The 20968-nt window shown below is 61.0% G+C and carries 18 protein-coding genes and 2 pseudogenes; 14 read left to right on the top strand and 6 right to left on the bottom strand.

The window, feature by feature from the left end; translation table 11 throughout:
- The first annotated feature begins 9 nt into the window (after positions 1-9).
- The 10 genes from LB558_RS31865 (at position 10) to LB558_RS31910 (ending at position 10574) form a co-directional block, all read left to right on the top strand.
- A complete protein-coding gene (locus LB558_RS31865; RefSeq protein ID WP_224701237.1) occupies positions 10-1803 on the top strand; it encodes a helix-turn-helix domain-containing protein in 1794 nt (597 codons plus the stop codon).
- A 160-nt stretch (positions 1804-1963) separates the two neighbouring features.
- A complete protein-coding gene (locus LB558_RS31870; RefSeq protein WP_224701238.1) occupies positions 1964-2971 on the top strand; it encodes a flavin reductase in 1008 nt (335 codons plus the stop codon).
- A 17-nt stretch (positions 2972-2988) separates the two neighbouring features.
- On the top strand, positions 2989-4500 hold the full coding sequence (locus LB558_RS31875) for an aldehyde dehydrogenase (RefSeq protein ID WP_224701240.1): 1512 nt from the start codon (positions 2989-2991) through the stop codon (positions 4498-4500).
- A gap of 36 nt (positions 4501-4536) precedes the next feature.
- The gene (locus tag LB558_RS31880) at positions 4537-5613 is read left to right on the top strand and encodes an LLM class flavin-dependent oxidoreductase (RefSeq protein ID WP_224701242.1); all 1077 of its coding nucleotides are present in this window, start codon (positions 4537-4539) and stop codon (positions 5611-5613) included.
- A gap of 5 nt (positions 5614-5618) precedes the next feature.
- Positions 5619-6440, top strand: coding sequence for an alpha/beta fold hydrolase (locus tag LB558_RS31885; RefSeq protein WP_224701244.1), 822 nt, complete (start codon positions 5619-5621; stop codon positions 6438-6440).
- Positions 6433-6819, top strand: coding sequence for a carboxymuconolactone decarboxylase family protein (locus tag LB558_RS31890; protein WP_224701246.1), 387 nt, complete (start codon positions 6433-6435; stop codon positions 6817-6819). The genes LB558_RS31885 and LB558_RS31890 overlap by 8 nt, the downstream gene beginning before the upstream one ends.
- A gap of 244 nt (positions 6820-7063) precedes the next feature.
- Positions 7064-7891, top strand: coding sequence for a transporter substrate-binding domain-containing protein (locus LB558_RS31895; protein WP_224701248.1), 828 nt, complete (start codon positions 7064-7066; stop codon positions 7889-7891).
- A 69-nt stretch (positions 7892-7960) separates the two neighbouring features.
- Positions 7961-8935, top strand: coding sequence for an amino acid ABC transporter permease (locus LB558_RS31900; RefSeq protein WP_224701250.1), 975 nt, complete (start codon positions 7961-7963; stop codon positions 8933-8935).
- Positions 8932-9675: an amino acid ABC transporter ATP-binding protein gene (locus LB558_RS31905; protein ID WP_263495482.1), complete on the top strand. Its 744-nt coding sequence runs from the start codon at positions 8932-8934 to the stop codon at positions 9673-9675. The genes LB558_RS31900 and LB558_RS31905 overlap by 4 nt, the downstream gene beginning before the upstream one ends.
- Before the next feature lie 470 nt (positions 9676-10145).
- Positions 10146-10574 carry a DUF1810 domain-containing protein gene (locus LB558_RS31910; RefSeq protein WP_224701252.1) on the top strand — a complete coding sequence of 143 codons (429 nt, stop codon included), beginning with the start codon at positions 10146-10148 and terminating at the stop codon, positions 10572-10574.
- A gap of 216 nt (positions 10575-10790) precedes the next feature.
- Here LB558_RS31910 and LB558_RS31915 read toward each other — a convergent pair.
- Together LB558_RS31915 and LB558_RS31920 are read right to left on the bottom strand one after the other, a co-directional pair.
- Positions 10791-11787: pseudogene (locus LB558_RS31915) on the bottom strand (ABC transporter permease).
- A pseudogene (locus LB558_RS31920) lies at positions 11760-12212 on the bottom strand (ABC transporter permease); the annotation flags it as partial. The pseudogenes LB558_RS31920 and LB558_RS31915, both read right to left, overlap by 28 nt.
- Before the next feature lie 376 nt (positions 12213-12588).
- Between LB558_RS31920 and LB558_RS31925 the strand changes: the two are divergent.
- Positions 12589-13644: a PAS domain-containing protein gene (locus LB558_RS31925; protein ID WP_224701253.1), complete on the top strand. Its 1056-nt coding sequence runs from the start codon at positions 12589-12591 to the stop codon at positions 13642-13644.
- Between the two features lie 84 nt (positions 13645-13728).
- On the opposite strand, the gene LB558_RS31930 is transcribed toward LB558_RS31925, so the two are convergent.
- The 4 genes from LB558_RS31930 to LB558_RS31945 all read right to left on the bottom strand — a co-directional run bounded on the left by LB558_RS31930 (position 13729) and on the right by LB558_RS31945 (position 18488).
- Positions 13729-14832 (bottom strand): alpha/beta hydrolase family esterase, encoded by a 1104-nt coding sequence (locus LB558_RS31930; protein ID WP_224701304.1) that lies wholly within the window; start codon positions 14830-14832, stop codon positions 13729-13731.
- Between the two features lie 547 nt (positions 14833-15379).
- A complete protein-coding gene (locus LB558_RS31935; RefSeq protein WP_224701255.1) occupies positions 15380-15634 on the bottom strand; it encodes a hypothetical protein in 255 nt (84 codons plus the stop codon).
- Between the two features lie 1087 nt (positions 15635-16721).
- Complete coding sequence (locus tag LB558_RS31940) at positions 16722-17201, bottom strand: DUF2269 family protein (protein WP_224701257.1); 480 nt, start codon at positions 17199-17201, stop codon at positions 16722-16724.
- Positions 17202-18488 carry an SDR family oxidoreductase gene (locus tag LB558_RS31945; protein WP_224701259.1) on the bottom strand — a complete coding sequence of 429 codons (1287 nt, stop codon included), beginning with the start codon at positions 18486-18488 and terminating at the stop codon, positions 17202-17204.
- 865 nt (positions 18489-19353) lie between these two features.
- On the opposite strand from LB558_RS31945, the gene LB558_RS31950 reads away from it, so the two are divergent.
- The 3 genes from LB558_RS31950 to LB558_RS33090 all read left to right on the top strand — a co-directional run bounded on the left by LB558_RS31950 (position 19354) and on the right by LB558_RS33090 (position 20669).
- On the top strand, positions 19354-19563 hold the full coding sequence (locus tag LB558_RS31950) for a DUF3072 domain-containing protein (protein WP_224701261.1): 210 nt from the start codon (positions 19354-19356) through the stop codon (positions 19561-19563).
- A gap of 171 nt (positions 19564-19734) precedes the next feature.
- Complete coding sequence (locus LB558_RS31955; RefSeq protein WP_224701262.1) at positions 19735-20208, top strand: YidB family protein; 474 nt, start codon at positions 19735-19737, stop codon at positions 20206-20208.
- Between the two features lie 32 nt (positions 20209-20240).
- Positions 20241-20669, top strand: coding sequence for a DUF4112 domain-containing protein (locus LB558_RS33090; RefSeq protein ID WP_224701264.1), 429 nt, complete (start codon positions 20241-20243; stop codon positions 20667-20669).
- Positions 20670-20968 lie beyond the last annotated feature (299 nt).

The raw sequence follows: 20968 nt of genomic DNA on the forward strand, positions 1-20968 counted from the left end.
GCCCCGGACTTGGATCACCAGTCTCAAATCCTGTCCTTGCGTGACGCCGCCAGTTTGATCAATTCGGGCGGCGACCTCAGCACCGTGCTGCGCGATCTGGTGCTTGCCGCCTGTCGGCACGCCAAGTGGACAATGGGGTCGATCATGAGCATCGACGCGCCGCATGGCCACGCTTTCGTCATCGTCCGCCACGACCCGACCTTGATCCAGCGGCCGTTGCCCGACCGATGGGAGCTGGCGACCAGCCCGTCGATCATCGCCCTGCAGCGCAATGAGCCTGTCTACATCAGGGATGCCCGCGTCTCCGAGGAGTTCTCGGGCTACAGGCGCGAAGCCTTCGAGCGTGACTATCGCAGTGTGCTCGTCATGCCGATGAACTGCAGGGATGACGAAGGGCGGCCGATGGTGCTCAGCGTCGTCTCGCGCGAGATCATGGAAGTGACGGCGGACGATCTGGCCTTCATCGGCATGATTGTCCATCTGGGCGAAATCGCGGTCGAGAAGCAGCACAAGCTGCGCGAGGAAAAGCACGCCGCCGCGCGCCTGCAGCAGGCGTTGCAGGCGCACACGTCCTTGCTGCAGCAGGCGCTGGCCGAAGCCTCGGTTCCGTCGCTCGCCGGCAAGATCAGCGACCTGCTGCCCAACCCGATCGTGGTCGTGGACTTTACCGCCAACCTGATCGTCGCCGGCCACACCCCAAGCGGGGCCCATTTCGATGATGCCGCCTGGCAGCTCGCGGCAACCTCAAGCCTGCACCGGCAGATCATCAAGGCCGCGCGCGCCGCGGTCGATCAGGCGCAGCGCGAAGCTTACACTCTCTTCCTCGACGACGGCGTGCGCCGATTGCGCCTGACCGCCAAGATCGAGCCGCTGAGCGTCGATGCGGAGGACGTAGGAGCACTGGTGATTTTCACCGCGCAACGGCCCTTCAGCCAGCTGGAATTGCTGTTGCTGGACAGTGCCAAATTCGCGCTCAGCGTCCAGATGATGCGCAGCTTCATCCGCTTCCGCTTCGAGACGCGCACCCTCAGCGATCTGTTCCTGGAGATCGTCGAGCAACGCTGGCACGACGCCAATGATGTCCTGCAACGGGCGCAGCGCCTCGACATCGACCTGCGCTCGCCCCGGCAGATGATCGTCATCGACCTGCCCGCGCAGAGCAAACGCGGCGCCGGCTATTCACTCGACCCGCATCATGCTGTGATCCGGCTGATGCAGCAAAATTCTGTGCCGGCTGGCATTGTCGCCGTCGAGAATGGCCTGGTTTGCCTGATCCCCGCGGAACTCGGCAGCGATCCCGAGCGCGTCAACAAGTTGTTGCATAAGACCGCTGAGGAACTGGGCCGCTACTTCGACCAGGAACCCTTCGTCGTGCTGTCTGGTGTCTGTGGCATGCTTTCGGACTATCCGGCGGCCTGGGATCGTTGCCGGCGCATGATCCGCATCGGCCGTTCGTTCGGCCGCACCGGCGTCTTCGCCAGCCAGGATTTCGGGCCGCTGCCGATGCTGGTGGCCGCCGCCGAAGTCGAGGACGTGCGCGGTTTCGTGCATGAGAGCATCGGCGCGATTGCCGAGCACGACCGGGAGCATGGCACGCCCTATATGGAAACGCTGTTCGCTTATCTGCGGGAGGGTTGCCGCAGCCAGGCATGCGCCGATTCCATGGGCCTCCATGTCACCACCTTGCGCTACCGGCTGTCGCGCATCCAGGAACTGTTCGGCATCGATCTCGACACGCCGGAGCGGCGCTTCGCGGTTGAACTCGCCATCCGCCTGCGCGGCGTGATCGACAGCCGCGCCTGATCCAAAGTCAGATTTGACCGCAAGCCGTTGCCGTCGCTTGCGACGGTTGGCCGACGGCTTGCGCCTGCTGCCGTTTGCTCTGAAACACAGCATCGCACAGCTCCTCCATTCCTCGCAACAGGAGGAAGCGCGCCTCTTGGCGAGCGGCTAGCTTCGTCCCATGACCGCCGCTACAGAAACGTCATCGTCAACCTCGCAGCCGCCGGTTCCGCAGGCGATCGATCCGATCGCGTTGCGGCGGGCGTTCGGAACATTCGTTACCGGCGTCACGGTTATCACCACGCGCGACGGCGATGGCACGCCGCGCGGCATGACCGCCAACTCATTCACCTCGGTGTCGCTCGATCCGCCGCTTCTTCTGGTCTGCGTCGGCAGGGCGGCCGCCAGCTTCGCCGCCTTCAACACATCGGATTGTTTCGCCGTCAATCTCCTGCATGAGGGCCAGACCGATGTTTCTTCAGTCTTCGCCTCGAAGTCGCCGGACAAATTTCATTCGATCGTGCATGACCGCGTCCACACCGGGGCGCCGATCCTCAACGAATGCCTGACCTGGTTCGACTGCACCGTGCATGACCGCATCGAGGCCGGCGATCATGTCGTGCTGATCGGCGCGGTACAGGCCTTCGGCACAAGTCCGTCGGCGCCGCTTGGCTTCTGCCGTGGCCGTTATGCCGCGATCAAGGATCCGCTGCCGCCCGGCTGGCTGGCATCGCACAGCATGATCGTCGGCTATCTCATCGAGGCCGATGGCCAGATCCTGCTGCGCTCCGACGGCAAGGGTGGCTGGGTGTTGCCCAGCGCCAAGAGCCGGAAAGCCGAAAACGAGCTGAAGCTCGAAGGTGGCGACGCGCTGACGCTGCTGCCGGAGGAAACGTTTCTCTATTCGGTGTTCGATGTCGCCGACAGCGATCCCGGCTATCTGATCTATCGGGCCCGCCTGGCCGGGATCTCGGGCGGCATCCCGATGCCGCCGGGCTTTCGCTTCTTCCCGGTTGCCAACCTTCCCTATGACGAGATTCCAGCGCGTGAGATCTGCTCCCTGCTGCGCCGCTACAGCCGTGAACGGCGCGACGAGTCCTTCAGCATCTACATGGATTCCAACGACGGCGGCCGCCTGGCCAGGGTGGACGGAACAACGCTGCCCTGGGCGCAAAGCGCGCAAGAATAGAACCTGACAGGACCCGCATGAAAACCACAGTCAAAGCCCTCGAAAACTCCCGTCAAAACCTGTTTATCGGTGGCGCTTTCGTCGCACCTGCAAGCGGAAATTACATCCCAAGCTTTGACCCGACGACCGGCGAACCCTGGTATGAACTGGCCGAAGCCGATGCCGCCGATATCGATGCCGCCGTGCGTTCCGCGCAGACAGCCTTTGTCAATCCGGCTTGGCGCCGCATGACGCAGACCGATCGCGGCAAGCTGCTTCAAAGACTGGCGCAACTGGTTCTTGAACATGCCGACGAACTGGCTGCGATCGAGACCCGTGACAACGGCAAGCTGATCAAGGAAATGCGCGCGCAGATGCGCGCCATGCCTGACGCGTACGGCTATTTCGCCGGCATGGCCGACAAGCTGCTGGGCGACACGATCCCGGTCAACAAGCTCGATATGCTCAACTTCAACCTGCGCGAAGCGATCGGCGTCGTCGCCATGATCACGCCCTGGAATTCTCCGCTGATGCTGCTGACCGGCACACTGGCGCCTTGCCTGGCAATCGGAAACACGGTGGTGATCAAGCCGTCGGAGCATGCCAGCGCATCGACGCTGGCGCTCGCGGAGCTCATTGTGGCGGCCGGCTTTCCGCCGGGCGTGGTCAACGTCGTCACCGGCAACGGCGATTCTGCCGGCGAGGCGCTGACCCGCCACTCCGGTATTGCCAAGATCGTCTTCACTGGCAGCACGGCGACCGGGCGCAGGATTGCCCAGAACGCCGCCGCCAACCTAATTCCGTGTCAGATGGAACTTGGCGGGAAGTCGCCGCATGTGGTTTTCGCCGATGTCGAGATGGAGCACGCCGTCAACGGCGTCGTCTCCGGCATTTTCGCGGCAGCTGGTCAAAGCTGCGTCGCCGGCTCCCGCTGTTTTGTCGAAGCCAGAATCTATGATCGCTTCATCGAGGCGCTGGTCGAACGCACGCGGCGGATCAGGGTTGGCCACCCCATGCAGGAGGACACCGACATCGGCCCGCTGGCGCTGTCGGCGCAGCTATCCAAGGTTGAATCCTATGTCGCCTCGGGTGTTCGCCAGGGTGCCCGGATCGCCGTTGGCGGTAAGCGGCCGCAGTCATCGGACCTGACAGGAGGGTGGTATTTCGAGCCGACTGTCATGACCGACGCCCGCAACGACATGGACTTCATGAGCGACGAAATCTTCGGTCCGGTGGTCGGCGTCATCCCCTTCTCATCGGAAGAAGAGATGACCGCGCTCGCCAACGACACTCACTATGGGCTAGCGTCCGGAATCTGGACCAAGGACATCGACCGCGCACTGCGCTTCGCCCGCAATGTCGATGCCGGCACCGTGTGGATCAACACCTACCGGGCGTCGTCCTTCATGTCCGCCAATGGCGGCTTCAAGGAAAGCGGCTACGGCCGGCGCGGCGGCTTCGACGTCATGCAGGAATTCTCAAGAGTGAAGAACGTGGTCGTCGACTATTCCGGCACCATGCAGGACCCGTTCGTCATCCGCTTGCGCTGACCGCTACACCATCATCCAGACGCTTAGCGAGGAAACATGAAATTTGCCGTTTCGCTGACCATGGAGCGCTTTTCGCCGGACACGCCAATGTCGGCGGTGAAGGGCAATCTTCTCGAGTTGGCCCGCATGGCCGACGAAGGCGGGTTCGAAACATTGTGGACCGCCGAACACCACACGATCGAATGCACCATCTCGCCAAACCCGCTGATGACTCTGACCTGGCTTGCCCAACACACGCAACGGATCCGGCTGGGAACTTCGACGCTGGTCGCCCCCTACTGGAGCCCGATCCGGCTCGCCGGCGAAGCTGCACTTTGCGACCACCTGACCGGCGGACGTCTTGAGTTCGGCATTGCCCGTGGCTCCTACCAGTATGAGTTCGACCGCATGGCCGGCGGCATGCCACAGCAGGAAGGCGTCGCCTATCTCAAAGAACTGGTGCCGGCGGTGAGGAAATTGTGGGCCGGCGACTATGCCCATGACGGCCACTACTGGAAGTTTCCGATGGCGACTTCGGTGCCGAAACCGTTGCAGCAGCCGCATCCGCCCATCTGGGTGGCAGCCCGTGATCCCGGCACGTTCGATTGGGCAATCGCTGCCGGCGCCAACATCCTGTCGACGCCGCTTTCCGCCCCGGCACCCGAGATCGCGGTGCTGGGCGAGAAGTTCCGCAAGGCGGTCGCCGATCATCCCGACGTGCCACGCCCGCGCTTCATGATGCAGCGCCGCACTTGCATCTACGACCGTCCCGACGAATGGCAGGTCGCGGCGCGCCACAGCAGCGATTATGGCCGCATGTTCGAGAACCTGTTCCAGAACATCGGCACGGTGACGAATGGCTTTCCCGAGGCGGTCTCCTACGAAAGCGTCAAGGGCAAGGACAACTACAACCCCGACAACATTCGCCGCAACCTGATGTTCGGCACGCCCGACGAGATCATCGAGAAGCTGGAGGACTACGAGGCGGCCGGTGTCGACCAGTACTGCCTCGGCTTGACCTTCAACCTGCCATTCGCCCTGCAGGCAAGAACGCTGAAACTGTTCGTCGACGAGGTGATGCCCCATTTCGCGGCGCGCGAACGTGATCGCAACCGTGCGGCTGCCGGGTACTAAAGGACGTGGCAAATCTCTTCAACACCGGCGAGGTGACGCTCAACTACCGGGTCGATGGCTCTGGCGCGGAGCCGCTTGTCTGTATCCATGGCGTCGGGTCGTATCTGGAGGCCTGGAGCGGCGTCGTCAGCCGGCTTGCGGACCGCTTCACGGTGCTCACTTTCGACCTGCGTGGCCATGGCCATTCGAGCCGCATAGGTGGCCGCTACGAGATTGATGATTTCGTCGCCGAGACGCTGGCGCTGGCCGATCATGTCGGGTTCGGGACGTTTCATCTCGCCGGCTTCTCGCTGGGTGGGCTGATTGCCCAGCGTCTTGCATTGACGCATGCGAAGCGGCTGAGAAAACTGGTTCTGCTGTCGACGGTCGCCGGCCGCACACCGCAGGAACGTCAGGCCGTGCTTGACCGCCTTGCCGCACTGATGGCGAACGAACCGGGCACCCACCACGCCCAGTCCCTGTCACGCTGGCTGACCGAGGCGTTTCAGGAGCAGAATCCTGAGGTGATCGCACGGCTGCGCGGCAGGGACGCCGAAAACGATCCCAGATGCTATGCGGCGGCCTACCGTGTCCTGGCGGAAACGGATTTCGGCGGCATCCTGGACCAGATCCGTGCGCCGACACTGGTTGTCACCGGCGCCGACGATCTCGGTTCCAGCCCCCGTATGGCCCATCATATGCACGAGCACATCCCGGGTTCGAGACTGGCAATCCTGCCGGGGCTGCGTCACTCGATCCTCATCGAGGCACCGGCGCTGGTCGCCGGATTAATATCGGACTTCCTCGACGACAATGCGGCAAAGCGAGAGACAGCCAGCCATGGATAGCAAAATGCGCTCCGCCGGAGAGAACGTCCGCCGCACAGTCCTTGGCGACGACTATGTCGATCGGGCGCGGGAGAATGCCGGCGATTTCTCACGTCCATTCCAGGATATCCTCAACGAATATTGCTGGGGCATGTGCTGGACGGACGAGGCACTCGATCTCAAACAGCGCAGTCTGCTCAATCTGGGCATGCTTGCAGCACTTGGCCGGATGCATGAATTTGGCGTGCATGTTCGTGGCGCCGTCCGAAACGGACTGAGCGAGAGTGAGCTTCGCGCCGCCCTGATCCAGATAGCGGTCTACTGCGGCGTTCCCGCCGGCGTCGAAAGCTTTCGCGTTGCCAGCGCCGTGCTCAATGAAACAAAGGCAGAAGGCCTATGAGCGCATTGGTTCGCGATCTTCCGGCTTCCCATCGTTCCGAGCAAACGGCGGCGGAAAGCTCCTCCGTGTCACTGGAAGACGTGGGCAGCCGGCTTGCTTCTAAATGGCCAACAATTGGGAATATCGCACGGGCAAAGAGGCAAATGGGAAGCCGGTGTCCGGCGCGATGACGGGGTTGCGGAGCCGTCACCGGTAAAGGCGGCGTCGCCGTGGGGACTGAACGACAACAAAGGGAACAGACAATATGAAGACGATTCTCAAACTGGCCGCGGTTTCGCTGGCGCTTTCGCTGGGCGCCTTGCCGGCCAAGGCCGGGGCCGTGCTTGACCGCGTCAAGGCGGCAGGCGACCTCAAGGTCGCGACCGACGCCAACTGGGCGCCGCAGTCTTTCGTCAATGCCAACAACGAGCTCGACGGTTTCGATGTCGATATCGCCAAGGAAATCGGCAAGCGCATCGGGGTCAAGGTCGAGTTCGTCACGCCCGGTTGGGATATCATCACCGCTGGCAATTGGGTCGGGCGCTGGGACATGCATGTCGGCTCGATGACGCCCACCAAGAAGCGCGCCGAGATCTTCGATTTTCCGGCGGTGTATTACTACACGCCCGCCGCGGTCGCCGTGCACAAGGACAGCAAAGCGACTTCGCTGGCCGACCTCGAAGGCAAGGTCATCGGCGCGACCTCGACTTCAACGTTCGAGGCCTACGCGAAGCGGGACTTGACGCTCGACGCGGCCGGTGCTCCGGCTTTCGAGTACAAGCTCAACCCGAAAGAGGTGCATTCCTACGAGAACTCCACGACGGCATTCGACGATCTGCGTCTCGGCGACGGCGTGCGCATTGATGCGGTTGTCTCATCCCTGCCAAGCATAAACGATGCGATCAAGGCCGGTTACCCGATCAAGCAGGTTGGTGATCCGGTGTTCTACGAACCGCTGGCCATCGCCATCGAACATGGCGACTCGGAATTCTCGGCCAGCATCGCCACAGCCGTGAAGGCGATGAAGGAAGATGGCACACTCAGCACGCTCTCCAAGAAATGGTACGGTGTGGATTATTCGGTCACCAAATGACCAGCGCGCCGTGCGGTCGCCTGAGCGGCCGCGCGGCGTATGGCTTTCACAACGTTTGCGGGGCAAGCGATGCTTTATCCGGATACCGTCGAATCCGAGGTGATCGTGCACAAGCCGTGGTTTGTCGCAGCGATGTTTGGTGTGGTCTTCCTGATCTTCCTCGCCTTCAATCTTAGCGGCACCAGCTTCGGTGAACTCATGCGGCCGATCATTGGCGAGCCGGCTGACAGCGGTACATACGGCCGCTTCGCGACTGCCCTGACCGTCGCCCTGCTGTTTTCGGTGAACATGGTGTTGATCGGCTTTGCGCCGTTGCGCGTTCAGATCGGAATCGTGTGGCTCGAACTGCTGCTGCTGTTCTTCGCATTTTTCGCAACGTTCCACCTCAGCCTGCCCTTCATCTGGCAAAAGCTGCCCTTCCTGATATCGCAGGGCGTGGTCACTACGCTTTACGTTTCGGCGATCTCGATCGTCATCGCCTCGCTGATCGCCATCCTCGGGGCCGTCGCCAAATTGTCCACCAATGGCTTCGCCTATGCCATCGCCACCTTCTACACCTCGTTCTTTCGCGGCCTGCCGCTTCTGATGCAGGTCTATCTTATCTATCTCGGCCTGCCACAACTCGGTTTCGTTGTCGGAGCGGTGCCCGCAGGCATACTGGCCCTGTCGCTGTGTTACGGCGCTTACATGACCGAGATTTTCCGCTCCGGCATCCAGAGTATCGATCGCGGCCAGTGGGAGGCCTCGCGCTCGATGGGCTTCGGCTTCTCGCTGACGATGCGCCGCATCATCCTGCCGCAGGCCTTGCCGGTGATCATTCCGCCGACCGGCAACCAGTTCATCTCCATGCTCAAGGACAGCTCGCTGGTCTCGGTCATCGGCGTCTGGGAGTTGATGTTCCTGGCCCGCACTCTTGGCCAGAAGACGTTCCAACACATGGAGATGCTGATTTCGGCTTCGCTCATCTACTGGGTCATGTCGATCTGTCTCGAGCTGATCCAGTCCCGCATCGAACGGCATTACGCCAGGAGCAAGGTGCGATGAGCGCTCAGCCGATCATTGAGGCCAAGGCGGTGTCCAAATGGTACGGCCAGTTCCACGCACTGAAAGAGATAAACCTGACAGTTCACAAGGGGGAACGCATCGTCATCTGCGGGCCATCCGGTTCCGGAAAATCAACCCTGATCCGCTGCTTCAATCGCCTTGAAGCGCATGAGGCGGGCGACATCACGGTGAACGGCATACATCTTCACCCCAAGATGAAGAACGTCGCGGCCGTGCGCAGCGATGTCGGCATGGTCTTCCAGCACTTCAATCTGTTTCCCCACATGACGGTGCTGATGAACTGCATGGCCGGCCCGATGTGGGTCAAGGGTGTTTCCGCCGCCGAGGCACGCAAGACCGCGCTCCAGTTTCTCGAGCGTGTGCGCATTCCCGAACAGGCGAATAAGTTCCCCGTGCAGCTATCGGGCGGTCAGCAGCAGCGCGTCGCGATTGCGCGCAGCCTGTGCATGAAGCCGGCGGTAATGCTGTTCGATGAGCCGACTTCGGCGCTCGATCCTGAAATGGTCTCCGAAGTGCTCGACACCATGACGGGCCTTGCCCGCGATGGCATGACGATGGTGTGCGTCACGCATGAAATGGGATTTGCTCGCGCCGTGGCCGACCGCGTGATCTTCATGGATGGCGGCCAGATCGTCGAGGAAGGCAAGCCGGACAGCTTCTTCGGCAGCCCCCAGCATGCCAGGACCAAGCTGTTTCTGAGCCAGATTTTGAAGCACTGACGCGAACTTTGCAAAAGCCGAAGCCGGCTGAGCATGGAGCATCTGTTCGCCCCAGTGCCCACACCTCCGATGCTTCAGGATGGGGCTCGCCATTGCGCAGCGCATAAACTTGCAAACGGCTCGTCTTCTTCGTTCATACACTCCGGCGGCAACCAATTCGACTACAATCCCGAGATAAGATCTTCTTGAGTGGAAGCTAGTTTTCGAAACCGGTTGGCTCTTCTGGTTCACTTCTTTGAAGCGGGCTTGGAACCGAATCTTTGGCAGTTGGTTGAGGTCAACGACGCGCGCCATTCCTCCTGCCGGACACTAGAAGCGTGCGGCGCAGGGACTCGGAATCTACCTCGAAATCCCCAACTCAATTTCGTCGCTGCAGCTTTGTACTGAACATATCCAAAGGCCCCGCATCCATTGGATCGAAGCACGGACTGCTGAGCTCCCGCGATGTTGGTTCTTGCCGAGGCGTAGGCATGGCGCTTGATGACCCATTCGATCTGGCCCGCTTTCGTTCCGCACAGGAGCCGATTTTCGAAGCCGCGCTGGCAGAGCTGCACGCCGGGCGCAAGCGTTCGCACTGGATGTGGTTCGTTTTCCCGCAGCTGCGCGGACTTGGTCGCTCGCCGACAGCGCAGCACTACGGGATCTCGTCCCAGGATGAGGCGCGGGCGTATCTCGCCGACGCCGTCCTTGGTGAACGTCTGCACCACGCGACTGCGGTGGTTCTTGGTGTAAACGGCCGCTCAGCACACGAAATCTTCGGCTCTCCAGACCATTTGAAGTTCCGCTCATCAATGACGCTATTTGGCGAAACCGCTGGCGTTGGCGGCTCGATCTTCCACCAGGCGCTAGACCGCTTCTTCGACGGCGAGCGCGACCTGCACACGCTGGACCTGCTGTGAAGGAGCTCGCATGCAACGGTCGCGCGATCTTTGGCGCCCTGGGGGTTGGACGTCCGCGCATGCTGACGCCCCCGGCAAACTTGATTTGCACTGATGAAGGTGGCGAGTGAGCTTACAATGTCGTGACGGGACGAAACGAAAGCCGCTGCTCCCTCAGCAAACGCGCTAGTCGAACTATGGCCAACCGTGAATTTTGATCCACGATTGCCGGACTTCTTACGAGGCGGCCATAACGCGTTTCCCCGTCAGCCTCGCTTGAAGCCGGACCACGACAAGCAGGAACAGCCCACGAATTACCGACTGCCAGTACGCCGAGAGTGAAATCCAACCCATGCCGTGCTCAAGATTCAAGACGTTGAAAGGGATGCCCAGGAGGAGGACGCCGGCAAGGGTGGTCAAGACCGAGCCCGAGCCGCCGGTGAGCAGCGTCCCGCCCACGACGACCGCCGCGATTGCAAAGAGTTCCCAGCCGACGCCCTCAATCGGTTGGCCGGCACCGAATTGCGAGGCAAGGATGACGCCGGCCATCCCGCGAGCCGCCGCTCGCGACGTACACGACAACCTTGACGCGGCCCGTGCGCAGGCCCATCAAACGCGAGGCGTCCTCGCGACCGCGACAGCCAGCACTGTGCGCCCTGTGCCGGTATAATTCAGCACAACCGAGGCGATCAAATAAGCAACCGCCGCGATCACCGCCGGGACAGGAAACACCCAGAGGTTTCCTTGACTAATTTTAGTGAAGCCCGAGTCATAAGAGACCGAGACGGTTTGATTGCCGGTAAGCAGCAACGCCGAGCCGCTGGCCGCCAGCATCGTGGCCAGGGTTGCGATAAATGGCATCAGCTTGCCACGGGTGATAAGGAAGGCATTGATCAGACCCGCGGCAACCCCACGCCCACACCAGCAGCCAGTCCTGCTAAGATTCCAAAAGGACTGGCCAGTGCCGAGGCTACACTGCCTAAGGCGGGTACGGAGCCGACGGACAGGTCGATGCCGCCGGTCATGATAACGAAGCACATGCCAAGGGCGCCGAGCGCGAACATCGAATTATAGCGCATGATGCTCATGACGTTAAAGAAGCTCAGGAAGGGCCGTAGCGTAAGAATCGGAACAAAACGAGCGCGGCGAGGGCGACCAGCACACCATAGGTGCCGATGATGCGACCAGATGGGCGCGGTTCACGGTCTATGCCCGATGCTGTTGCTGTAGCCATACAGCGAGCGCGATGATAATCGCCTTGACCAGAAGGGCCGCGGCGTCGGGCACCCCGTTGGCAAGCAGGGTATATCGAACGAGTTGGATGGTGAGCGCGCCGAGCAGGGTGCCGATGATGGTTGCCTTGCCGCCGTTGAGCAAAAGTTCCGCCCACGGCAACCGCGGCGATCGCATCCAGTTCACCCGACCCGACAAGATTTGCGTCACTTGACGAGTTGATCGCAAGACGATGAGGCCGGCCAGCCCGGCTCAAATTCCGCTGATGGCATAGACCGCCAGCTTGATTTTCGCGACGTCGATGCCAGCGAGTTCAGAGGCCTTCTCGTTGCCGCCGACCGCCAGGATACTCCGCCCGAACACGGTGCGTTTCAAGACGCAAGCCGCGGCCGCAACAAGGGCGATCATGATGATGACCTGGGCAGGAGCGCAGGGTTGTTGCGGCGGCGTGGAGGTACACTCACAGCACCAATCAAGGTGCAAATAGATTTTGCGAGGCATGGGGGCGTCGAGGTTCGGCAGGCCGTGGTCGATTGTCGACTGGACAGGGCTGGCAGGATCACGGCGATAAAATGAGACCTGGTTGGCCACGTTCGAACGTCGCGCCGTCCGGCTGGCGGGAAATATACCCTCATGTTGCGATGCTTGTTGCAAGCTGGGGCATAAGTTCTGTGTGCCTCGCGTCAAGTGAACATTTCGTTGCGCGGCTTTACTCCGGTAATCAGTCCGCTTCGAAAGCATCACATTGGAAACCTTGTAGGAAGTCGGGCGTTATCGCTGACCTCTGTCAAGTGAGCAAAGAGTGCCTGACAACGCCAAATCATCGTCGGCCCTACATGGCGACGCGCCGGCGGCAGCAGCCACCACCGCGTGGGCGGATCGCAAGGAGTTGGCATCGGCGGCGTTCGAGCGCACGCGCATGCCCATCGTCATCACCGATGCTCGGCAACCTGACAATCCCATCGTGCTCGCAAACAGGGCGTTCCTCGATCTGACCGGCTATACATCCGATGAAGTCCTGGGCCGAAATTGCCGCTTCCTACAAGGGGAGGGAACATCGCCCGCGACCGTTGCGGAGATTCGAGCGGCGATAGAGCGTGAACGCGAGACGAATGTAGAGATACTGAACTTCCGCAAGGACGGATCGCCGTTCTGGAACCAGCTCCATCTGAGCCCCATCAAGGACGATGAAGGCGATCTCCTTTACTATTTCGCGTCGCAGATTGATGTGACCAAGTATCGCAAAATTCAGAGCCTGGAAGCGACGGAGCACCGCCTCCTGATGGAGGTCGATCATCGCGCAAAGAACGTTCTTGCGGTTGTCGATGGTATTGTTCGGCTGAGCAAGGCAGACAGCGCACCGCTCTATGCCGCGTCCGTTCAACGCCGGGTCCAGGCTTTGGCGGTCGCACACGCCCTATTGGCCGAGCGCGGCTGGCGCGATGTGCCGCTGGACGAAATCGTCTCCAGGCAGGTCGCCCATTTCGCGTCTGGCAGGACAGCGATGACCGGTCCTGAAGTTCTGATCCCAGCGGTGGTCGTTCAACCACTGGCTCTCGTCGCCCATGAATTGATCGTCAACGCCGCCACCCATGGAGCCCTAGCCAAGGATACGGGGCGGTTGCAGGTAAGCTGGCAGGCGACGGGCCGTCATGGCGGCTTTAACCTGCGGTGGGAAGAAACCGGGAGACATAAAGCTGGAGCTCCGCAAGGGGGGCCCGGTTTCGGAACCACCATGGTCAATGCAATTATCCAAAAGCAGCTTCAGGGTGAGATCCTGCGGGAGTGGACATCGGACGGTTTGAAAATCAACATTAGCATCCCCGGCACAGCTGCCAATTTCGGCAGCAAAGGGTAGCTACGACGCGCGTTAATCCAGCAGCCCGGTATGACATGCCGGCCCACGCGCTAGACGACGATCGAGTCAAAGTCTCGCCGTGACCTATTTCATCAAGCCCGCAGCGCGAAGAGCGCTTTCGATAAGCTGACCAGGCCCTGCGGCCGGACCGCCGCGCGGTTCGAACGGCGGGTGCGCAACTGCCAATGTTGCTGGCAGATGCGCATTTGGCGACTGGCCCTCGAAGCTCGCATCTTCTAGCCCCCAGAATCGGGAGATCAGCGAGGTGGAGGAGATGCCGGTGTCGATCATAAAGGATCCGCCGTGCCCCAATCCGTCTGCGGAGTCCACAGGTGTCCCGTGCCCCATGCCTTGGATAAGGTACGATTCGATGACTTCCTCGTTAGCAGCATCCTTCCAGACGTCATGGCGATAGCCCTGACGCTCCTCGGTCTCGGGTTGGGATCCACTCTGCCCCAGCAATGTGAGCCACTGCCCGACGAGTTGATCGGAGTTGACCGGGCTGACTGTTGTGTCGGCGCTTCCATGCCAGACGGAGAGTTTCGGCCAGGATCCGGAATGACCGGAAGCTTGCTGGACGGTCGCCGCCAATCGCCTCGCGGTTGGGCCGCTGCGACCTCGCATCCGGTCGAAGGCCTGTGGCAGGCTGCTGGCGCTGCCATAGGGTAGACCAGCTATGACGGCCCCGCCCGCAAAGACTTCCGGATAAATCGCTAGCATGGCGGCGGCCATTGCCCCGCCAGCGGAAAGTCCGGTGATAAAGATCCTGGTGCGGTCCATGTCGTGGGCGGTGACCACGGCCTCTATCATTTGGCGGATCGAAAGTGCCTCACCCGAGCCCCGTCGGGTGTCCTCTGGGATAAACCAGTTGAAACAAAGGTTGGCATTGTTGCTGCGCCGCTGCTCTGGAAGGAGCAAGGCAAAGCCATTGCGGTCCGCCATCCTCGACCAGCCGGCGCCGCGGTCATAAGATGCAGCCGACTGCGTGCAGCCATGGAGAACGACGACCAGAGGGGCATGCGCTGCAAGGTCCTTGGGACGATATGTCCAGCCTCGCAAGTGTCCGGGATTTGACCCGAATTCCTGAAGTTGGGAAAAGCGGTGGTTTTCGTCGTGACCATTCAAGACGCCGTCGATCTGCTTTTGCCGAGCAGCCAAGCGTGCAACGGTGTCGGCGAGACTTCTCATGTTGGCATCCTTTTGCGTCAATCCAAAGCGGACCAACCAACGGAACGCTATGCTTTCAGGTTGGTTGCTGCGGTGCAGCATAAATTGCACAAGGACCTTGATCCTCGCCATGCCTTCCGCAAGTCCGGCGAACTTGCCTCAACTGATCATGATCCAGGCTAGACATTCCGCCGAGAAAGGCTCGTCCTCCGGAGCGGGGGCCAGTGAGGGCCCGCCTGAACGGGCTCCGCCCCGTCGCAGCACGCCGGCCTTGGGGAACAGGCGCCACAGAGGGATTGCCCGTAGCCTTTCGCGTCCTTCTGCTGCGTCCTGGCCTCTTGGCGGCCTGGTCTTGGCGGCGTTTTGGCTTGCGCGATAAGCCCTTCATCGCGCACACCGCGCTTCGTAACCCCGCCTCGAGATCAGGGCACCACGGCTGGACCAGATCGCAACCTTGCGGCAACGGCCACTGGCCGTTTCACCCTTCGCGCTTCCGAGGAAAGACTGTACCATTTCGGACCAAGTTGCCCGCGCTGTCATTTCTTAATGACTGGAGGTGCAGGCGGAGTCATGTATTGGCGTCCAATTCACGTTTTTTGAGAAGGAGGAAACCATGTTGTTTCCTGGTCGAGTCGTCATGCCCGACGAATTGGGCATGCTCGCCCGCGTATGCCGGACCGCCTGCACAGAGAAAGATCTTTCGCTTGATAGCCCACAGGCGCAGGCGCTTGCGTCTCATATCCTGAAGCTTTTCCTGAACGGTCTCATCGGGGAGGAAGAGCTCCTGGGGGCCGAGCGAAATCGGAGGAGAAGGCAAGCTCATGTTGACGCCTTGAAGCAGCCCCGCGCGCTCCAGCACCCCGTGCGCAACAGCTAGCCGCACCCCGCTCTGGATTCCATTGTCGGGCGCCCCAATACCTGGCCGGGCTCGCTTCCCTCGCTAGTGAGGCGGGCCCACTGCGATGGGCAAAGGCGGCCGGCGCCTTCGTTTGGAACCTAAACGACCACAGCGGGTTGGGCGCCTGATGGGGCGCGGCGACCGTTTTAAGGGACCGATATGCCACGTAAGGTCGATAAGCTCAGGCACGAACGTACTGACCGGGAATCTCGCGTCGTCATCGATGCGGAGCGCAAAGCCCGCGAAGCGAAGACGGCTCGTCTAAAGACCGATCGGCTAGGGCAACGTTCCATTCTGCATGCAAATGTCGAAATCCACGATGGCGTGCCTCCTCGCCCGTCAGGTGAGAGCGCTGAAGGGGAAAGAAAATAGGCGGCCTGCGAAGCTGCCCCGACGAGAAGAAGTGCACCCGAGCGGAGCGTGCTTGGCTACCTCGGCCGAATGCGACTGGTATCACCCAACGTTCACCGTAAAAAGGATCATCGGCGCAATCGAACGGCAAGCATCGCCTAGGGGCTGTCGTGCTTTTGCTATTACCAGGTAAAAGCTATGAATGCTCAAGTGGCCTTGGTGCTAAGCGAGTGGCACTTGCCGGCCGACCAGGCAAGCGGTTAGGTGATACGGGTCGACTTGTCCTCAACGGGCTGGGTGGTTGACTACGCAGGCGGCTAACTCATGTCGGCTATCCTGGGCAAACAACGCCCCTCGCGAGATGCCTTGCGCGGATCCCGTTTCGGGGAGTTGTGTAGTGGCCGCGGAGAAGTGGGAAAACCTCGGCACTAATTTAAATCTTCTGGCGCCTGCCGGTTCGATGTTGCGTGTCAGCTAGGCGAGAGCGTTGAGCGCTGCCCACGCATGTTTGCCAGCACGAGGCGCTTGTATGCGCTCCGCAAGCCGCTTTGCATCGGGCGCGTAGCGGCGAGTCCGCGCAGCATCAGCTCATAGGTGGCAGGCCGATGAAGCGAGACCGAGGGCAAACGGCGAAGGCGCGACTTCTCAAATGGCCGTAGCGTTAGATCCATTCGATGACGGGTCGCGTGATCATCAGCCAGAAAATAGCGATGACGGCTGCGAATGCGGGAAAGCCGAAGATGAACCATAGGCGGAACAAACGATAATAGCGCTCGGTTGGAGGCTGGCCGGCGGCGGCCGCCGCCTGAGTCGCGAGATCCCGCATCGCCATCTGCATCCAAACGACTGGAAGCCAAAAAAGACCCGTCACGATGTAGAGCCCAATTGACAGGACGATCCAGCCCTCCCACAGCGAATAACCAGCTTGCCAGGCGAGCGCGGCACCCGTCACAGGCTGCGCAACAACGGCCGTGGCGGTGAACAGGAAATCCGCGATGACGACGATGCGGGCCACTGCGGCAATTGTCGCGGCGTTGCCTGTCCGATGCGCGAGCAGCATGAAGAACGCGATACCAGCGCCCGTGCCGAGTAGCACGGCGGCGCCGACGATGTGGAGGAATTTCAGCAGGAAGTAGACCATTCAGCGCTCCTCCAGGACCGCCAGCGCGACAAAGTGCATGACAAGGATTGGCAGGATCTTCATCAGCGGCCCGAGCGGCTCGTTCCAAAGGTCCGGGCGCAAGATCGTGCCGCAAACGGCATAGAAAAACGAGATGCCGATCGCGCCCCAAAGTCCCAGGCTGGCAGTTGGTCGCCAGGCAATCAGCGTCCCGACCGCAATGTCGGCAAGCGCGCCGGCCACGACTGCCGGCTGGGCAAGTGCGCTGACCGCCGTGGTGATCAGAAGCTCGACGCCGCTACGCCAGCCGCTCGTGAGCGAGATGATGCCAGTCATGATCCAGAAGAAAGGAAGCACGACGAAAATCGCTGGCTTGATGAAATAGAGGCGAGCAAACCAGCGTTCCTGTACCGTCGCGGGGTTGGTGGCAAGTGCGTTCGACAGGCTCGACGGTCGGAGCCCGGTCGTGCGAATCCAAGGCTGAGGGTCGCCCGTCGCACCTCTCGTGATCTCCTTCGCGGCATTGGTCCGCATCGCTGGTCGCCACCCGAGCATGCCCGCCAGATCGCCCGCGCCGTAGAGCAAGCTGGCCGCCCAGTCCGGGATGGTGAACTCTCGAGCCTTTCTCCAGCCGAACCAGCGACGATACTGGCCGATGACGTCACTCATCGAGAGTGTCTCCGGTCCGGCCAACTCCAGTGCTAGCCGCGATGGACTGTCGGGGCGGAGAAAAAAGATGACCGTGGCCACGACGTCTTCGAGTTGGACGACCTGGAGGCGGCCGGTATTTGGCATTAGGGGGAGGAGTGGCAAAGCGGCCAACCCGCGAAACAGCGCGCTCGCGCCGTAGACGGGCCGTCCAAGTACGACAGAGGGTCGCAGGATGATCCAGTCAAGGTCAAGGGTCGTTAGCACTTCATCGCCCGCTAGCTTGCTAGTCGAAAAAGGCGAGGGTTGTAGGCGGTCCACCCCAATTGCGGAAAAATGGATGACTTTCGTGACACCAGTTTGCGCGCATGCCCTGAACAACGCTTCTGGCGCGCTGCGGTGAACCGCGTCTGGGTCATCATGCGGACCGTCTTGAAGCACGCCGACGCAGTTGACGACGGCGTCCATCCCTAACAGATGCGGCTGCCAGTCTGCCGGATCTAAAGCTCGCGCGACATCCAAAACTATCTCCCGGCTGCCTGCCCAAGGGTGCGATCGGCCAGGGCGAACGATCCGATAGATCTCGTGGCCTTCCTGGTTGAGCCGCGCGCATAGCGCAGTGCCAATCAGACCAGTTGCGCCCGCTACGAGGGCCTTCATCGCCCCAAACCTGGCATGGAGCGGTCTAACGCGCTGTGCTTGGTAGCTGGATCGGACGCCCTAAACTCGCGATCGGTCGCACTGCACTTGGCGTTCATGAAACCTCGACATTCCAGCACCGGCCGCGCGTCAATTTCGCTTGGGCGGCGAGTTCCGGAGAAAACGTGCAAGAACGCGTAGATAGTTTGATCGTCAGCACGAGGCTGGAGGGAACCCACTAATGGTTGGCGTTGGCCGGGTGGGGAGCGGGAGCCGGAATCGGGAGCGACCTTGCCGTCGAAACTTGAGGCGTGGTCTAAGCATGACCGCGCCCATGATTGCTCGAAGCCACTCGAGGCGGGAGTGGCAACCAGGCTCTTCGGATTCTCTGGGGAGCCCTGCAAAGATTTTCCTTACTTGTTTCGAAGCAGTTGCACGGCCCCACCCAACACTGTCGCTTGCGTTCAGTTCCGCCGGCATCCAATCAAACTCGTGCGTGGGGGGTGCCGGCGCCGTACTGCTTTCCGCGTCACATCAGATTGGAAGCCTCGCAGTGCGTCGACGCCAACCTAGATTGGACCTCGTGCAGCGTGGATTAAGCTCAAGAGTGAAATAGGAGGCGGTCGGAAATCGACAAGCACGGACGCCGCGGAGCCCTGCTTCTCCGGCGACCCTTCATTTAAAACCGACGGGTCTGAGGCCTGCCATCATGCGATGCGTGACCAGGCGCTTCGCGACACGTCCCAGCACAGAGGCTGTCGCCCGGCTCGATCGATTACCATGCAGCGATTGCAATGCCCGGCTACGCTCCACCGCGCCAAAGCCAACATCAGGAGGAACAAAAGGAGATCAAGCGCATTCCTCACTGCTACGACAGGAGATTGCAATGGAAGACTTGCGCGCAAAAACCGATGCAAACGTCGAGAGAGATCCCGACGAGTGGGTGAGTGGTGACGACCCGATGACCCCGTCGCAGGCGTCTTATCTGAAAACGCTCTGTGAGCAGGCACAGGATCAGCAAAGCTTTGCGGACAACCTCAGCAAGGCTGAGGCCTCCAAGCGCATAGATGCACTACGGGCAAAGCTGAACCTTTAAACACCAGATCGATTGTCTACCGTTCCGAACCCTCGGTCTCCCGCGGGCAAGCGCGATACGTGTGGGATAGGAACGACCGCGCTTCCCAACTCCACCCTGATATTACCGGCCAATCGCGGAACTTTCGGCAGGCCGAGACCTTCTCCATGTTCGAAACCACAGGAGGAAAGAGTGGCCAATCTAGGAAGACTTGCGATCGCTATGCTGGGGGTCCTGGCGTATCAAAACCGCGACAAGATCGCAGAGGTGATCCGCGGAGCGGCAGAGCGCGGCCCCAACAATCCCCAGGGTGGGATATTGGAGCAGGTCTCGAAGAGCGTATCCGGCACCGCACTCGGCGATATTCTCGATCGCTTTCGAAATGCAGGCGCCGGCTCCAAGGTGGACTCTTGGGTTGGCACTGGGCCGAACCAGCCAATCGAGCCGCACGAGGTGGAAACAGCCATTGACGCGCAGACGCTCGAGGCCCTTTCCAGCCAGACCGGCCTCTCGCGCGAGGAGCTGATTGCAAGGATAACCAGGGACCTGCCCGATGCGGTTAACCAGATGACCCCAGACGGTACCCTTCCAGCAGACCAGCAAACAAATGCCTCAGACCAGCCCAACCTGCTCGACGACGTGCCTTCCCGGCCGAAACAAAGTTAAGTCCAGGTGATGGAAGCGGACTGGAAAGGGCAGTGCGAAACCGAGGAGATTGGATCGAGCGAGCAAAGCCAGTCGGAAATGCAGAGACACGCGAAAAGCCTATTGCGGATTGCCAGACTGCCAAAGCAATTGCCGAGCTCGACATCTTGTCAGTACTGCTTGATTCGCGCTGGCGCATCCCGGGAACGTCCATTCGGTTCGGATTGGATGCGCTGGTAGGCCTGGTGCCCGTGCTGGGCGACACAGCAACCGGGTTGGTTTCGGCCTACATTGTCCTGCGAGCCCGCAAATGCGGCGCTGGAAACCTGTTGGTTGCTCGGATGTTGGCCAACGTGCTGTTTGATACTGTCTTGGGAAGTGTGCCCATCCTCGGATCGATCTTCGACGTGTACTATAAGGCTAACAATCGCAACATCCAACTGCTTCGTGCCCATCTCGGCCGTCAGGTTGCTGGACCGTAGCGTCATCTTCGTTGCCCGCTCCGCACGTCTCTATCGCCAGGGGGCAAGAGAGCGGTCGCGGCCCGAGACGATGCCACTGCCGCGACTTGGACTGGATCCTTTTAGCCGGACTCCGGGGTCGGACCGGGATCTACGCACCGAATGTGGTTCGAGCCGTTCGGCGAAGGGAACGCAGGCCGATCTTTGTCGCTCCCCGGGAAATCTGCGCAGCGGATAAGTGACTGTAAGGTTCAAAAATTGCGACAAAGACAGCAGGGTTTTGCTCGCATGATCGGAGATGTGCCCGTTTTCGTCCAAGC

The organism is Mesorhizobium sp. CO1-1-8, from assembly GCF_020164875.1.
GTDB lineage: Bacteria > Pseudomonadota > Alphaproteobacteria > Rhizobiales > Rhizobiaceae > Mesorhizobium.

Excerpts from the sequence above, each read along its gene's own strand:
- LB558_RS31905 (WP_263495482.1), top strand. The coding sequence starts at position 8,932 with ATGAGCGCTCAGCCGATCATTGAGGCCAAGGCGGTGTCCAAATGGTAC.
- LB558_RS31945 (WP_224701259.1), bottom strand. The coding sequence starts at position 18,488 with ATGAAGGCCCTCGTAGCGGGCGCAACTGGTCTGATTGGCACTGCGCTA.
- LB558_RS31950 (WP_224701261.1), top strand. The coding sequence starts at position 19,354 with ATGGAAGACTTGCGCGCAAAAACCGATGCAAACGTCGAGAGAGATCCC.
- LB558_RS31940 (WP_224701257.1), bottom strand. The coding sequence starts at position 17,201 with ATGGTCTACTTCCTGCTGAAATTCCTCCACATCGTCGGCGCCGCCGTG.
- LB558_RS31930 (WP_224701304.1), bottom strand. The coding sequence starts at position 14,832 with ATGAGAAGTCTCGCCGACACCGTTGCACGCTTGGCTGCTCGGCAAAAG.
- LB558_RS31935 (WP_224701255.1), bottom strand. The coding sequence starts at position 15,634 with ATGAGCTTGCCTTCTCCTCCGATTTCGCTCGGCCCCCAGGAGCTCTTC.
- LB558_RS31875 (WP_224701240.1), top strand. The coding sequence starts at position 2,989 with ATGAAAACCACAGTCAAAGCCCTCGAAAACTCCCGTCAAAACCTGTTT.
- LB558_RS31910 (WP_224701252.1), top strand. The coding sequence starts at position 10,146 with ATGGCGCTTGATGACCCATTCGATCTGGCCCGCTTTCGTTCCGCACAG.
- LB558_RS31900 (WP_224701250.1), top strand. The coding sequence starts at position 7,961 with ATGCTTTATCCGGATACCGTCGAATCCGAGGTGATCGTGCACAAGCCG.
- LB558_RS31880 (WP_224701242.1), top strand. The coding sequence starts at position 4,537 with ATGAAATTTGCCGTTTCGCTGACCATGGAGCGCTTTTCGCCGGACACG.
- LB558_RS31870 (WP_224701238.1), top strand. The coding sequence starts at position 1,964 with ATGACCGCCGCTACAGAAACGTCATCGTCAACCTCGCAGCCGCCGGTT.
- LB558_RS31895 (WP_224701248.1), top strand. The coding sequence starts at position 7,064 with ATGAAGACGATTCTCAAACTGGCCGCGGTTTCGCTGGCGCTTTCGCTG.
- LB558_RS31890 (WP_224701246.1), top strand. The coding sequence starts at position 6,433 with ATGGATAGCAAAATGCGCTCCGCCGGAGAGAACGTCCGCCGCACAGTC.